Origin of the sequence: Marinobacter excellens LAMA 842 (assembly GCF_001574445.1) — a bacterium.
GTDB classification, from domain to species: Bacteria; Pseudomonadota; Gammaproteobacteria; order Pseudomonadales; family Oleiphilaceae; genus Marinobacter; species Marinobacter shengliensis.
In genome coordinates this window covers 20,010-33,900 of record NZ_LOCO01000007.1, presented here as the reverse complement: position 1 = coordinate 33,900, position 13,891 = coordinate 20,010, and the positions used below count along the sequence as shown (strand labels likewise).

At 57.5% G+C, this 13,891-nt stretch carries 12 protein-coding genes; 5 read left to right on the top strand and 7 right to left on the bottom strand.

Going from position 1 to position 13,891, the window contains the following annotated elements:
* Positions 1–104: 104 nt before the first annotated feature.
* From J122_RS08200 to J122_RS08190, 3 genes are all read right to left on the bottom strand, one after another.
* Positions 105–1,553: a sigma-54 dependent transcriptional regulator gene (locus tag J122_RS08200; RefSeq protein WP_061331801.1), complete on the bottom strand. Its 1,449-nt coding sequence runs from the start codon at positions 1,551–1,553 to the stop codon at positions 105–107.
* A 70-nt stretch (positions 1,554–1,623) separates the two neighbouring features.
* Entirely contained in the window at positions 1,624–1,953 is a 330-nt protein-coding gene (locus J122_RS08195; RefSeq protein ID WP_061331918.1) for a hypothetical protein, read from the bottom strand.
* Positions 1,954–2,043: 90 nt separating this feature from the next.
* The gene (locus tag J122_RS08190; RefSeq protein WP_061331800.1) at positions 2,044–3,402 is read right to left on the bottom strand and encodes a DUF1329 domain-containing protein; all 1,359 of its coding nucleotides are present in this window, start codon (positions 3,400–3,402) and stop codon (positions 2,044–2,046) included.
* 222 nt (positions 3,403–3,624) lie between these two features.
* Here J122_RS08190 and J122_RS08185 point away from each other — a divergent pair, with 222 nt between their 5' ends.
* Positions 3,625–4,107 carry a DUF6586 family protein gene (locus tag J122_RS08185; RefSeq protein WP_061331799.1) on the top strand — a complete coding sequence of 161 codons (483 nt, stop codon included), beginning with the start codon at positions 3,625–3,627 and terminating at the stop codon, positions 4,105–4,107.
* Between the two features lie 61 nt (positions 4,108–4,168).
* On the top strand, positions 4,169–4,429 hold the full coding sequence (locus J122_RS08180) for a hypothetical protein (RefSeq protein ID WP_058090184.1): 261 nt from the start codon (positions 4,169–4,171) through the stop codon (positions 4,427–4,429).
* Positions 4,430–4,435: 6 nt separating this feature from the next.
* On the opposite strand, the gene J122_RS08175 is transcribed toward J122_RS08180, so the two are convergent.
* Together J122_RS08175 and lexA are read right to left on the bottom strand one after the other, a co-directional pair.
* Positions 4,436–4,927, bottom strand: a complete 492-nt coding sequence (locus J122_RS08175; protein WP_061331798.1) for a cell division inhibitor SulA — start codon at positions 4,925–4,927, stop codon at positions 4,436–4,438.
* A 40-nt stretch (positions 4,928–4,967) separates the two neighbouring features.
* Positions 4,968–5,576 (bottom strand): transcriptional repressor LexA, encoded by a 609-nt coding sequence (gene lexA, locus J122_RS08170; protein ID WP_058090186.1) that lies wholly within the window; start codon positions 5,574–5,576, stop codon positions 4,968–4,970.
* A 166-nt stretch (positions 5,577–5,742) separates the two neighbouring features.
* Between lexA and J122_RS08165 the strand changes: the two genes are divergently transcribed.
* Genes J122_RS08165 through J122_RS08155 form a run of 3 tightly spaced genes read left to right on the top strand, consistent with a single transcriptional unit; the run spans position 5,743 to position 8,169 of the window.
* Positions 5,743–6,744 carry an amidoligase family protein gene (locus J122_RS08165; protein WP_058090187.1) on the top strand — a complete coding sequence of 334 codons (1,002 nt, stop codon included), beginning with the start codon at positions 5,743–5,745 and terminating at the stop codon, positions 6,742–6,744.
* Positions 6,737–7,480, top strand: a complete 744-nt coding sequence (locus J122_RS08160) for a gamma-glutamyl-gamma-aminobutyrate hydrolase family protein (RefSeq protein WP_061331797.1) — start codon at positions 6,737–6,739, stop codon at positions 7,478–7,480. Before J122_RS08165 ends, J122_RS08160 begins: the two co-directional genes overlap by 8 nt.
* Positions 7,480–8,169: an SIMPL domain-containing protein gene (locus tag J122_RS08155; protein ID WP_061331796.1), complete on the top strand. Its 690-nt coding sequence runs from the start codon at positions 7,480–7,482 to the stop codon at positions 8,167–8,169. The genes J122_RS08160 and J122_RS08155 overlap by 1 nt, the downstream gene beginning before the upstream one ends.
* 10 nt (positions 8,170–8,179) lie before the next feature.
* Here J122_RS08155 and J122_RS08150 read toward each other — a convergent pair whose 3' ends face one another.
* Together J122_RS08150 and J122_RS08145 are read right to left on the bottom strand one after the other, a co-directional pair.
* Positions 8,180–11,959 (bottom strand): translocation/assembly module TamB domain-containing protein, encoded by a 3,780-nt coding sequence (locus tag J122_RS08150; RefSeq protein WP_227510138.1) that lies wholly within the window; start codon positions 11,957–11,959, stop codon positions 8,180–8,182.
* Positions 11,956–13,704: an autotransporter assembly complex protein TamA gene (locus J122_RS08145; RefSeq protein ID WP_082780537.1), complete on the bottom strand. Its 1,749-nt coding sequence runs from the start codon at positions 13,702–13,704 to the stop codon at positions 11,956–11,958. The genes J122_RS08150 and J122_RS08145 overlap by 4 nt, the downstream gene beginning before the upstream one ends.
* Positions 13,705–13,891 lie beyond the last annotated feature (187 nt).

Here is a 13,891-nt window from a genome sequence, read left to right as displayed (position 1 = left end):
GAGTGTTAAGAAAAATACAAACTGGAGACCGACAAGTTTCCGTCGGTCAGAAATGCGAACGGCGCCGAAGGTTACAAACCTTTGACGCCGCTCAGGGGGAGCGATCAACCTTCGTCTGACTCTTCCCGAAGGCCGTATTTTCGGACTTTTTCCACCAGGGTGGTACGGCGGATTCTGAGTTTCTCGGCCGCCCGCGCCACTACGCCGGCAGCTTCATCAAGCGCCTGCTGAATAAGCTGCTTCTCCAGATTGGAGAGGTAATCCTTGAGATCGATACCGTTCACCGGCAACAGGGCCGGCGCATCCAGTCCTACCAGGCCGGGAATGGCCGATGGCATGCCGGTGTCCTCTACCGGACGATTCTCGTCATAGTCGTCCACGTAGCGGAACTTCTTGGGCAGCTCCTGCACACCAATCACGCCGTAGGGATGCATGATCGCCAAACGCTCCACCAGGTTCGCCAGCTCCCGCACGTTACCCGGCCAGTCATGGCGACACAAGCTCATGATGGCAGCGGAGTTCATCCGCAGTGAGCCGCGCTTCTCTTTCTCCATCCGGGAGATCAGCTCATTGATCAGCAACGGTATGTCTTCAACCCGCTCTCGCAGCGCCGGCATTTCAATGGGAAATACATTGAGACGGTAATAGAGGTCTTCCCGGAAATCGCCGGATTCAATCATGTCTTCGAGATGCTTGTGAGTGGCGGCAATCACCCGCACATCAGCAGACTGGGTACGGTTACTGCCCACACGCTCAAAGGTACGCTCCTGCAACACCCGCAGAATCTTAACCTGCATGTTCAGCGGCATATCCCCGATTTCGTCCAGGAACAGGGTGCCTCCTTCGGCCAACTCAAAACGCCCTACCCGGGCGGTAATGGCGCCGGTAAAGGCTCCTTTCTCATGCCCGAACAGCTCGCTCTCCAGCAACTCTGCGGGAATGGCGCCGCAGTTGACCGGCACAAAAGGCTTATCCCGGCGGGAGGAATGATAATGCAGGTTACGGGCGACCACTTCCTTGCCAGTGCCGGATTCACCGGTGATCAGAACGCTGACGTCTTTATCAGCCACCTGTTCCATCAACTGGCGCACCTGCTGAACCTTGCGACTGGTGCCCACCAGACTGCGGAACAACTGAACACCCCGCTGCTGCCCCCGCTCCTTGCTGCGACTGAACTGGTCGTGGTAGATCTGGGCCCGGTAGAGTGAATCCACAAACTTGGTGTAGTTCAGGGGCCATTCCATCCTGGCGATAATGCGGTTCGCATCGTCTTCTGACACGCCCTTGAGATCCGGGTCACCCACCAGAAGAATCGGTAGCCCCTGGGCCAGTTTGCACACCCTCTGAACATGCGCGGTGCTGGCGGCTTCTTCGCCGTTGATCACGGCTACGCCGATACTTTCTTTGGTCTGCTCGTCGTCACTCTCCAAAAGCGCCAATGCTTCGTCACCGGCCAGCACCTGCTCTTCGCCGACAAATTCGAGAATGGTGATCAGGTCCCTGCGCCTGGAGTCATCCTCACTCAGCACCAGCACTTTGTTATTTTTGGACATTCACGAGAATCTCTTTGGGAATTTGTGCGGTATTTAAGACTGTATAAGCTCAGGAGTCAATTTTATGACGCTATCTTTGGCGGTTTGTTGAAACGTTCTGATAAGCACGGGCCGCCGTACGGTTTTCATTGACGCCCTTGAGCGATTCCCGGGCTTCATCCCGGGCCTTGACCGCAGCCTGGTTTGCCGCTTCCACGAACTGATTCAAAGCGTCCAGGCGGTCCCTGATCAGGGCCGGATCGATGCGCCCCTGTTCCAGCTCCACCATTAACGGTTCAATTGCGGGTTTAACGCGGGCATTCAGTTCCGCAAGTTGCTCCCAGTCCTGGGCAGCGAGGGCCTGGTCCAGCTCGGACCGGAGTTGATCAAGACTTTCAAGAAGAGCCTGGGGGTCTGCCATGGGATGTACTCCACATTTCAACAGGATGTCGGAGCCTGGCAGTCGGTTGAGGCGGGTGCTGCCCATAAGCAGGCAGCACCCGGGGAAGGTTTACCGGCGCGCGGCCCTGCGGGCGGCGGCAGCGGTAAATTCGTTGCCCCGATACCCAGGCTCAAAATTATAGGCCGGGTAGCCGTTATCCAGGCCATCGATGTAGTAACGCTGTGCTTTCAGATCATACGTCATTTCCATGGTGGTCCAGAAGACCGGCACACTGTAATAGACAATGTTGTGGGCTTCGGATACACGCCAGAGTTCGCCAGCCTCGTTATATTCTTCCGTGGCCAGAATCTGCCAGCTGTCCTCATCAATGTAGTAAACGCGGCGATCATAGATATGGCTGATGCCGGTGCGTCGCTTCGCCTCGACTACCCACACCCGGTGAAGCTCGTATCGGGTCAGGTCCTGATTGATGTGGTTCGGCCGGATCACGTCATTTGGACGAACACTTTCATCGTGCAGTTTGTAGGCGTTGTAGGGAACGATCAGTTCACGCTTGCCCTTGAGTTCCCAGTCGTACTGGTTAGGGGCACCGTTGTACATGTCCTTCTGGTCGACTGAACGCAGTGACGATGAGTTCGGCAGATCCGTCTCATAGGCCAGATTCGGGGACCGGCGCAAACGGCGGGAACCGGAATCGTAACGCCATGCCAGTCGCGGTGAGCGAACCTGGTCAAGGGTTTCATGAACCAGGGTAATAGTGCCAGCCAGGCTGGACGGCGCGACGGTTTCGGTTTTCAGGTAGAAAATCTTGTTATCAATGTCTTCCAGCTCAGCACCGGGGCGACTGTAGGCGAAGAAATAGTCGTACTGGTTAACGACCGGGTTGAACGAGCCGTCCCGCTGCGGCGTAGCCGATGCACTGCGGAACGACAGTTCCTCACCCCGGTACCGGAGAATATGGTTCCAGATCGCTTCCAGGCCGTTCTGTGGAATGGGGAACGGACTGGTCATGATGGTGTCTCGAACACCGTTACCGTTATCCAGAAGTTCAGCTGTCAGTGCGTTCTGGTAAAACTTCTCGTAGACATGCTCGGGGAACGCTGCTGTTCGGCGGGCCTGGTACACCGGCATGAAAAATTCCGGGCCGTATTGCTCCAGCATCTGAATGTGGCCGTCCGACAGTATGTCCCGGTACTGGTCCAGATTGTCACGGGTAATAACGTACAGCGCTTCGTCTTCCGGGAACGGGTTAATCTCTACGGTGCCTTCGCGCCAATTGGCCGGGGGTGAAGCCAACCCGCCAGTCCAAGCCGGAATGGTGCCAGACTCGTTACCCGCCCGCTCTGCACCCACCGGCGTGAGATCATTCTTCAAACGCTCGGCCTCTGCCGGCGACACCTTTGCCAAGGCCGGACCTGAACACCCCAATACCGCCGCTGCAATAGCAGCAATTATCCGGTTCCGCATCCTTATTACCTCCAATAATGGACCACAAGACGATCAAAGCTTGTTCAATCTGTGCGCCTTTTTGCCAGTTTCAAACGACCGTTTCAAGTGATTGTTTGTAGTTTCTTGTGAAATGCAGCTACTACGGGGAGCCCAGGGGAGGAGAAATTTGCGCGCAAAAATGATAGACTCTGGCGGTTGTTCTGATTGGACTCTTGAACGCTCACGTAGTGCGGGTGGTAGATGGCATCACAATGGTACTCACTGGTAGCCCAAAAGCTTTTTCTGGCCAACACCTTACTCGCCAGGCTTGAGTCGGACACCAAGCGCTCCGCTGCGGAAACGGAAGCGCTGTCTCAGGGCTCCGCCGAGCTCCTGCTGCGGGCAAGGCAAACGCTGCTGGTCATGATTGCCCGATACCATCAGCACAAAGCCGAAAAACCGCAGACATTAGCAGAACTGGAAGCGCTGTTTCCTTACGAGGTACACGAGACCCGGCTTTTAAGAGAACTGGCAGAGACATCGGGAAGCTGGTGGGACCATCTTGACCAGGTTGAATCAGCTTTGAGCCAGCCTCCGACCACACGCAAGAATGTTACGGAAGAGAATATCATTGCGGTTTCCGTCGAACAGGGCCCGGACCGTTCCGCCGCCACACTTAGAAAGACTCTGGCGGCCATGACTGAACTGGCCAAACGGCTTGAGGAACAACACAGCGAGTGGTAGCCCCACCCTGTTGGCTAAATTCCCGCACCGAATCGAATACACCAAGACAAAGGTTGAACGAATGTCACCATCGTTTTTTGAAATCGTACAACTTGCCAATGGCGACTACGCCTTGCGCCGCATTGATGACGACGCAGCGCCGTTGGTGCGCATTTCCTTCTCGCAGGAGGCCAGGGAAATGATGGAAGACCGCGACATGAGCGTTGCCAAGGCGATGATTGCGGCAGGGATTGAGGCCGCTGGCAATATCGCACACGATATTGACTGGGACGATGACGACAATGATCTGGCCGAATCCCAGCCCCAATACACCCTCCACTGAACTCCTTTACCGATGACGCAGCACCACGCCGTGGCTGCTACCTTGCGCCGAAGCCTTTTGAAGGGACTCAAAGGCTGAACGCCCGAGCTTGTTAGTCCAGAGCACCACCGCATGACAGGTACCAGCACTCAAAGCCCGCTCAGCCAGCTGCTGTGCGGAGTAATCGTTGGTTGAGCGCAATACCAGCAACTCACTGGCCACAATACCGTGCATTTTCTGCCACTTGCCAACCAGGGACTGTGGCGGGTCAATCAGGGCCAGCCAGCGCTTCTCCTGATTCAGCTGGGTGAGCATAGGGAGCAGCAACTGGACATTCTCTACCTGGCCTTCAGGAAGAATAATTTCCGTCACGTTACCGACAAAATCCCTGGTTCCCCGACCGGCGTCTGACGATGAGTGAAGGGCTGTGGCCCGTGCTTTTCCTGTAGACACCGTGCGGGCGGGCATGATGGCCGCCGGCTGGAACGCCATGTTCTGAGTGAAGCTTAACTGTTCCATTGCTCACCTACCTGCGCTAATCGTTTCTTATTGCTGGTTATCAATGCAAATCTGATCGGCGGATCACGCCCACACCCAGACCTTCGATAAACAACTCCTGTTCGGCCAGATCAATTTCAATCGGGGCGAACTCTTCGTTCTCCGCAATCAACCAGACCTTCGAGCCGTCCCTGCGAAACCGTTTTACCGTCACTTCTTCACCAACCCTGGCCACAACCACCTGCCCGTTATGAACATCCTGAGTGCGATGTACTGCGAGCAAATCACCGTCGAGAATGCCAATGTCTTTCATGCTCATGCCGCGCACCCGGAGCAGGTAATCGGCGGATGGCGAGAAAAATTCCGGCTGCAAAGTGCAGTGCTCTTCAATGTGTTCCTGGGCGAGAATCGGGCTGCCCGCCGCAACCTGGCCGACAACCGGTAACCCCGGGTCCTGCTCCACTTCCGGCAGTCGAATCCCCCGGCTGGCACCAGGCACCATTTCGATGGCGCCTTTCCTGGCCAGGGCCCGCAAATGCTCCTCTGCCGCATTGGCGGAGCGAAACCCCAGTTCGGCAGCGATTTCTGCCCGCGTTGGCGGGTAACCGGTTTCGTCTACGTACCGCCGGATGATATCCAGCACCTGGGACTGTCGCGCGGTCAGCTTCATGCATGTACTCCGGGTTTTTCATCCTGGTTTTATATACAGTGATTTGACTATATACAGTGTTTTATCCAGTGTAAAGCCCGATTGAAATTTTCTGTCATGTAATCGGGCCGCTGCATATCGGTGTGTTATGGTTTAAGTCCGTGAATTATATGGATGCAAGGTGCCAATGAATTCGACAGAGCGTTGTGCGATGCCGGAGCGGCTTCGTAATCATCAAGGAGAAGAGCGTAGAGTTGGCGTGGAGATTGAGCTCTCCGGACTGGGCTACGATGAACTGGTCGAACATGTCGCCCGCCTGCTCAAGGGCAGCCCGGAGCTGGAGTCGCGTTATGTCAGCCGTCTGGAGACTGACGCCGGCACCTTCACCATTGAGCTGGACTCTGACCCTGTGAAGGATCTTGACCTGGCGGACGAACGCCTGCCCGAGTCAATCCGCGAGCTGGGCACCCACGCCATGGATGTTATCGATTTTGCCGCAGAACGCATTGTGCCTCTTGAGATTGTCGGGCCACCTCTGCCCTTTTCCAGACTGGGCCTGATCGAAGAACTGGTAGACGAGCTGCGCGAACTTGGCGCGGAAGGCAGCCGGGAAGCGATTTATTTTGCTTTCGGCCTGCAACTCAATCCCGAACTGCCGGACCTGGAACCCGCAACCATTGTCACCTACCTGCAGGCCTTCGCGGCACTTTATGACTGGCTCAAATCCCGGCATCAGATTGACATAAGCCGAAAATTTACCACTTACATCGAGCCCTGGAGCAGCCGTTACACGGACATGCTGATGGCGGAAGATTATGCTCCCGACCAGGCCTCGCTGATGAAAGACTACCTGAACTTCAACCCGACGCGGAACAAGGCCCTGGACCTTCTGCCACTGTTTGCACATCTGGATTCAGAGCTGTTGCACGACTATGTGGACGACCCGAGAATCAAGAGCCGGCCGACGCTTCACTACCGGTTACCCGATTGCGATATCGACAACCCCCGATGGCATTTTTCCACGGTCTGGAACGACTGGGTGGTACTGGAGCAGATCGCAAACCATCCAGAGCACCTGAAAGAACTCAGGGAACTGTTCCGCGAAGCCCAGACATTCAGTTTTCGCAATCTCACCCGCTCATGGCGTGACACCACGGAACAATGGCTTAAACAGCGCGGCTATGTCTGAGATCTCAGAAGCACCAGAATCGCCGGGGATCACCATTGGCATCAGCGGCCCCGCCAGGCGCAGCACCGCCCACAGACTGATCAATCTGGGCCTGCGGCTGCATGGCGCCCACACGCACTACATTCGCCCCGGATCCAGCACGGACGTCTCCCTGCTCGATGGCCTGGTCCTCTCTGGCGGCACCCACGTACACCCCAACCGCTATGGCCAACAGCCACAAGTGACCGCGAGATACGACCTGAAACGGGACGAAACCGACTTCAGGCTGCTTGAGCAAGCCGAGGAAATAGACATTCCGGTACTGGGTATATGCCGTGGGGCCCAGTTCATCAATGTCTTTCATGGCGGGTCGTTGTGCCAGAACGTGACCCCGCTGCGAATGAAAACCCGCCACCGCCCTTTGCTGCTGCCCCTTCAAACGGTCCAGCTGGTCCAGGACAGCCGGATAGGCCGGCTGATGCACAGCACCCTGATTGGCGCGAACCGTATTCACAGCCAGGCGATTAAACACCTGGGGCGGAATCTCAGGGTAACGGCACTGGACAACGACCTGTTCGTGCAGGCCATCGAAAACACCGGGCAACAATGGTTGATGGGGGTTCAGTGGCATCCGGAATACCTGCTGTATCACACCGGCCACCGGCGGATTTTCAGCCACTTTGTGCATGCCGCCCGGGCTCGGAAACTGGAGCGGCTGCAAAGCCAAGATATGGCCTTTGGCCAGCAAGGAGACTGATGATGAAAAAATACACCAAAGCACTGGCCGCAACGGTGTTCGTGGCTTCATTGGCACCACTGGCCGTTTCCGCTGGCGAAGTGAGCCTGAGTGGGGAGGGCAGCGTTCGCTACACTCCGGACAGCGCCCGTTTGCAATTTACCGCCAGTGCCGAGCACAACCTCCCAGAGCGGGCTTCTGATCGCCTTTCCGAGACCATGGAGCAATGGCGCAAGGCGATACAGGGCATGCGCGACCAACTGGTGGACTATTCAGACGCCAACGTTAACCTGTATACCCGGTCACTACCGGTTCAGGAGCGTGGGCAACAACCGGAGCGAATGGCGGTGGCAAGCCAGACAGTCAGCTTTTCCATCGACAATCTTGAACTCCTGAACCCTCTGCTGGAACAGGCCCACAAGGCTGGTCTGCAATACCATCTGAGCGAACACCAGTTCTTCCATTCCGACGAAGAGCGCCTGCAACGTCAGGCACTGGCCAGGGCCATCGAGGATGCCCGCAGCCGGTGTGCCTTTGTGGCGGAACAGTTGGGCAAAACCTGTGGTGAGGTGAAAACCATCAACATCAATGGCGGCCACCGCCCGATGCCCATGATGATGGCGGAAGCAAGAGCCGCCAGCGACACCGTTTCCAGTATCGCCCCCCGGGAAATCCAGGCCAGCGTCAACGCCACCTTCAACCTGGATTAACAACCATCGATCAGAAATCCCGGGTGTAGAAGATATCCAGCGAGGCGGCCAGGCCACTGGCCGCCTCCAGATAGAAATACCGGCCCAGATCATATCGCAGTGCGACCGTGGTGATCGGTTCGAATATCCCGACGCCGTACCTCAGGCTCAATTCATCGGTAATGTATCCGCTGGCCACCACCGCGGCCTCGTCTCCGGAGCCTTCCGTTTCCAGGGTGAGATTGCGAATGCCCAGCTCGTCTCCAATGCCCTGGGTCAATCTGCTGGCCTGGGTCAGCCCCAACGACAACGCAGCCTGCGCCATCTGGCCGTCATCACCGCGGCCTTGGGGCGGACGGCCCAGAATGATGTAGGACAACGCATCGCTTTGGGGCATGGAAGGTTCAGAGAACACCTCGGTTTCAGGGGCGTTCACGGGGCCGCTAAGCCTGATACCGGCAACAACAGTGTCTACTCTGCGCACTGCCTCTATGTCCAGGTAGGGTTCCGTCAGGGCACCCACAAACAGGATTCTCGCTCGCCGCAGTTCCAGATCCTGCCCAAATGCCTGGTATTGACCATTCACCAGTTGAAGCGCACCCCGGGTATCCATGTCGTTGCCAATCCGCAGAGTCCCCTCGAGATTCCCGGTCACACCGAAAGCATCAAACGCTACCCGGTCTTCGCCGACCACCACAGTCACGTCCATCACCATACGCCGGATGGTCGGCTCCTCGGTTTCAACTCCGACAATCACCTCATCTTCGGAGATAGAAACCGCTGACTCCGGAAGCCCCTTGATCTCGATCTCACCACGGGGTACTTCCACCCGTCCAGACACAGAGAGTTCACCACTGCGGAAAGCAATGGTGAGGTCTGGCCCGACTTCAACCCGGGCATAGGGTTCGACATTCACTGGCAGCCTATCGCCAACAATCGACAGCTCAATCTCGGGCTCCTGCTGCCAATTGATCATCCCCGAAAGTTGCCCGCTACTGCGGTCGTTACTGTTCCAGCGCCCGCTGATATCAGCGGAATCCCCGAGAAACTCGAGCACCAGAACCACATCGTTCAGTGGTAGTGGCAGGCCCGGATCGTAAAAACGACCATTCGTAAGAGCCAGCTCGCCATGAATCATGGGACGTAACAATGGGCCGGTAATTTCGCCTTGGCCGTTAACCTGACCTCCAATCTCTTCCACCCCGGCGAAGGCGGATGCAAAAGCCAGATCCAGTGAGTTCAGGCTGAAACGGCCCTGTACCGGTCGTTCTTCAGCCATCGGGTCAACCGCCAGCTCGGCATTAAAATCGCCCAGCTCCGGGCCTCGCAGGGCAACTGAAAGCTCAGCTATGCTGGGCTGAAGACGAGCATCAACGGTCAAACCCTCATGACTCAGGGTTTCCCAGTCATCCAGCACCAGGAATTCGAAGGTTCCCTCACCGGCATCCAGTGTGATTCTGCCATCCGGCCCTGCGTCGGTCAGTGACAGATCCACGTCGGCATCCAGGTGCGCACTCCATCGGAAGGTATCAGGCAACAGTGGTTCAAGGGCCGTGGTCGGAAACTGGCGAATCTGGAAGGCGATGTGGGCATCCGGCAATAGCTGCTGATCGTCAGCGCACACAGAACTGTCCTGCCAGCGCCAGCAGTGAGCGCCTAGGCTCAGTTTGCCTTCTTCGGTGTAGGCAAGGTCAGCGGGAGATTCCAGTTGCCACGTCTGGCCCGGGCCGGGTATGTCGATTTCACCACGGTTCAGGGCACCCTGCCAGGCATCAAGGCTTTCACCCAGGGCGCCGGCAAATACGGCAAGCAGGGTCGCCTCACTGTGGCTGGCATTGACTGTTAGCTGATGCTCATCCCGGGTACCTTCAAGGCGAAGGGATACGCTCTCCAGCTGTTGGTCGGCAGCACGAATCTCATTGATCTCCAGCGCTGCATCCAGCACACGGCCTTTGGCCAGACTGGCATCAAGATCCACGGCCTCAATCTGCAACAGATCCTGCCAGCTCAATCCGCGGCCAGCCACGACAAGCTCGGCGGTGGGATCATCCACGGTGCCCGCAAACTGCAGGCTGGCCTCCAGTTCACCAGCCAAACCTTCGGCAAACATCGCCGGTTCAGGCAACAGGATGGACAAGTCACCTGCCAGTTGGCTGCCGTAACGACCCTGCCCTTCTATACGGTTCTCACCCACGACAAGTACAAGATCATCCACTTGCCATTCGCGACCGTCACTGACCAACTGGCCCCGGGCGCGAGCATTGTTCCCCTGCCATCGTCCCTGCAGATTCCAGCCCGCCGACATTCGGGGCAATGCGTCGTCCTGAAGCTGGCCTTCGCTGGTTACGTTGCCATCCAACCGGGACTCCAGCACAGGCACCCAATAGCCCGGATTGAACTGATCCAGAACCAGGGCAGCTTGCCAAGCCAGCTGGGAAGAAAAATCGAGCTCGGCTTCGCCAGACAGGGAACCCGCTCCGGTCGTCATGTCGAGCTGGGTGATACGGACAGCCTGAGTATCGCCATCAAGGCGGGCCTTCAGCTCGGCATCCCCAAGGGGACCGGCAACCTGCGCGTCAAGATCCGCCTGGTAGCGGTCTTCCTGGTAACTTGCCCGACCTTCCAGACGGTTGAGCGAAACCGGAGGCTCGCCCACCCCCGGCACCAGGGTGTACCAGGGGAAGCGGTTCAGGGCCAGCCCCACATCAGCGGCCAGACCATCAGCCCAGGAGGCCTCGCCCTGCACCTCCAGGGTTCCGGGTGGCTCACCACCCCCTCTTTCCGGGCCGGCCATGGACAGTACCAGATCTGTCACCTTCTCTGTGGTGACCAATCCCTGGATAGACGTCTGGATATCACCCTCGGTACCCGGCAGTAGCGCCTGGGTACGGGTCCTGAAGCCGTTGGCCAGGGAACCGTCAAGGGTTAATCGCCAGTTCTTCAGCGTCAGTGTTTCCGGAAGATCATGATGGGCAAGAAAACGCTCGGATTCGAGTCTGATGGACGCTGGCAGACGGCTTTCCAGCGGCTGAACCTGCCCCTGTATATTCGCATTGAGATAACCACTGCTGGCACCTCGCAACCGCAAGTCCCTGACGCTGCCACCCAGGTTAACGGTGACCTGCCAGTCATCTCCCGATGGCGGCGGCAAGGATACGTCAACATCGATATCCAGGGGCCAATCCCGCCGCATGTCAGCGCGACCACTCGCCGATACCCGCATCTCTTCCAGCTGATACAGCACGTGTTCAAGCTCCAGGCTGGCACCGGAGGCCCGGGATTGCAGCTCAAACCGGTCCCAGATGGCTCCGTCATTGACCGTCAGCGGCCCCAGGGCAACATCCCCGATCACCACCGCCAGCGGCAGGTTAATCCTGGGAAGGCTGATATCACCGGAACGTTCATCATCAGATTCAGAGGGCTGCAGGGTCACTGCACTCCGATCGGCCTTGAGCGTGTCCAGGCAGATGGTTTTTTCGAACAGGCACGTCGGAGACCAGTCTACTTCCGGAGCCTCAACCACCACACCCACGCCATAGCCCTGCCATTCAAGGCGGTCGGCCTGCCACTGGCCAAGCAGGGAACCTCGGTCGGCCTCGGTCTGCAACCCGGGAATCTGATCAATGGTCCAGGCTGTGCCCTTTTCGGTATGCAGGGCCAGCAAAATCAGCCCAACGACCACCAGAGGCAAAAACAGCAACAATGCGACAACCAGCAACAGCCAGAACCACCAGCGCCGGCGCAGCGGCTTTTTGTGTTTCTTCGGCTGACGTTCAGCCTGCTCTGGTGGCACCGGTGGATGATCGGTCACAGCTCTGGCCCCATGGAAAAGTGAATACGCCAGCCGCCGTCAAATTCCTCGTCCAGGCCTTTCGCCAAATCCAGACGCAGCGGCCCGACCGGGCTCACCCAGCGAATCCCCAGGCCCGCACCTGTCGCCAGCCGGTCAAACACATCATTCACCGCGTTGCCCTTGTCGACGAACGCCGCCACCCGCCAGTTCCGGACAAACTCGTACTGATATTCGACACCACCGACCAGCTGAAAACGGCCACCAACGGCTACACCGTTGTCATCACGGGGCGACAGGGTTTCATAACCATAGCCCCGGACACTCTGATCACCACCGGCAAAAAAGCGCAATGAGGGGGGCACATCGGAAAAACTGTTGGTCGCCACCCCGCCAAAGTTGAAACGGGTCAGGAACCGGTGATTATCAGCCAGGGTATACAGCCCCCTTGCGAGCACATTCACATGCAGGATATCTGCATCGGAAATAATCGCGCGATGGGCGCCGGTCACGTCAAATTGCAGCCGATAACCCCTCGATGGGTCCAGGGGAGAGTTGGCTTGGAGCTTTGAATAACTTAGCCCTGGCAGCAACAGACTGGAATTGCCTCGCTCATCTTCCCCAATTTTGAAGCGCTCGCCTTCCCAACGTATTGAAAGCACCTGCATCCAACCGGTATCCAACTGATGCCGCCATTGCTGCCCCAGAGTCAGTCGCTCCGATTCCACATCTTCGATATTTTCTCGCTGGTAACCGGTGCCCAGCCGTATGGAATCCGTCATTGGCGGGTCCAATGGCAGCTCATACCATCCACTGACGTTCTGCCGCAGCTCCGAAAGCTCCGTGTCTGCCCCGCGGCGATGACCCATGGGGTTGGTGTAATGCTCTCGCCAGTTACCGCGGAACCGAGGGCCGACGTCTGTTGAGAAGCCAACACCGGCGCCTACCGACCGGGGCGGTCTGGGGGTAAGACCAATATCCACCGGTATCACACCATCCTCTGCCCGATTCGGTGAAGCATCAATATCCACACCGGAAAAGTAACCACTGCTTGAGAGATCGCTGTTGAGCTTCGCCACTTCATCGGCATGGAAAGGAATGCCAGGCTCAAAGGTCACAAACTGGTTCAGTAAACCGTCATCAAAACCATGGCCTTCCAGGAAGGTAACTGCTCCCAGGCGATACCGCTCGCCGGTACGGTAGTGCAAGGTAATATCTGCGTAATTCTCGGACGGGTCTACTTCCAGTCGGCGGGTCACAAACTCACCGTCAAAGTAACCCAGACGTCGCGCCCGATTCTGTATGGCCTGCCGCAGCGTGTTGTAACGGCCATGATGAAGCACATCTCCTTCCGCTGGCTCTTTCGGAATCTGATCAACCAGTACCGGATCTTCGCTGCCTGGCCCCTCGATCAGCACTGACCGGGAACGAATGCGTACGGGCTCCCCCGGTACCACCGTCAACACCAGCTCGGCCAGCCCATCCGCGTTTTCGGTGACTTCGAATGTGATCACCGGATTGTAGTACCCCAGGGCCCGAATGGCCTGTTCAACCTGGGCTATCGCCGTGGAGGCGTAACGGCGCAGGCCATCGGCTGAGCGGCCTTCTACCTCACCCACAAAAATCCGGGCATTGTCTCTCAAGTCACTGTGATCGCCCTCAACCTCAACCCTGACCTGACTGGCATGGCTGGCAGACGCGCTCAACAGCACCGCAAGCCCGGTCAGCTTCAGGATTCTCTGTATGTGATGTCGGGGTAACAGCATGCGGTGTTTGGGTTTCCCACCTGGATGATTGACGAATCCCTGAGTCAGGGGGTGAGTTTACCGATAGCGGATGCGCGCTTCTACGCCTGGCGCGCCAAAATCACAATTGACCACAATGCCATCAGGGAATGCTACACCTGCCAATGGCCATTGTGACCTACGGAGCCATGCTCGGTTCCACGTGGTG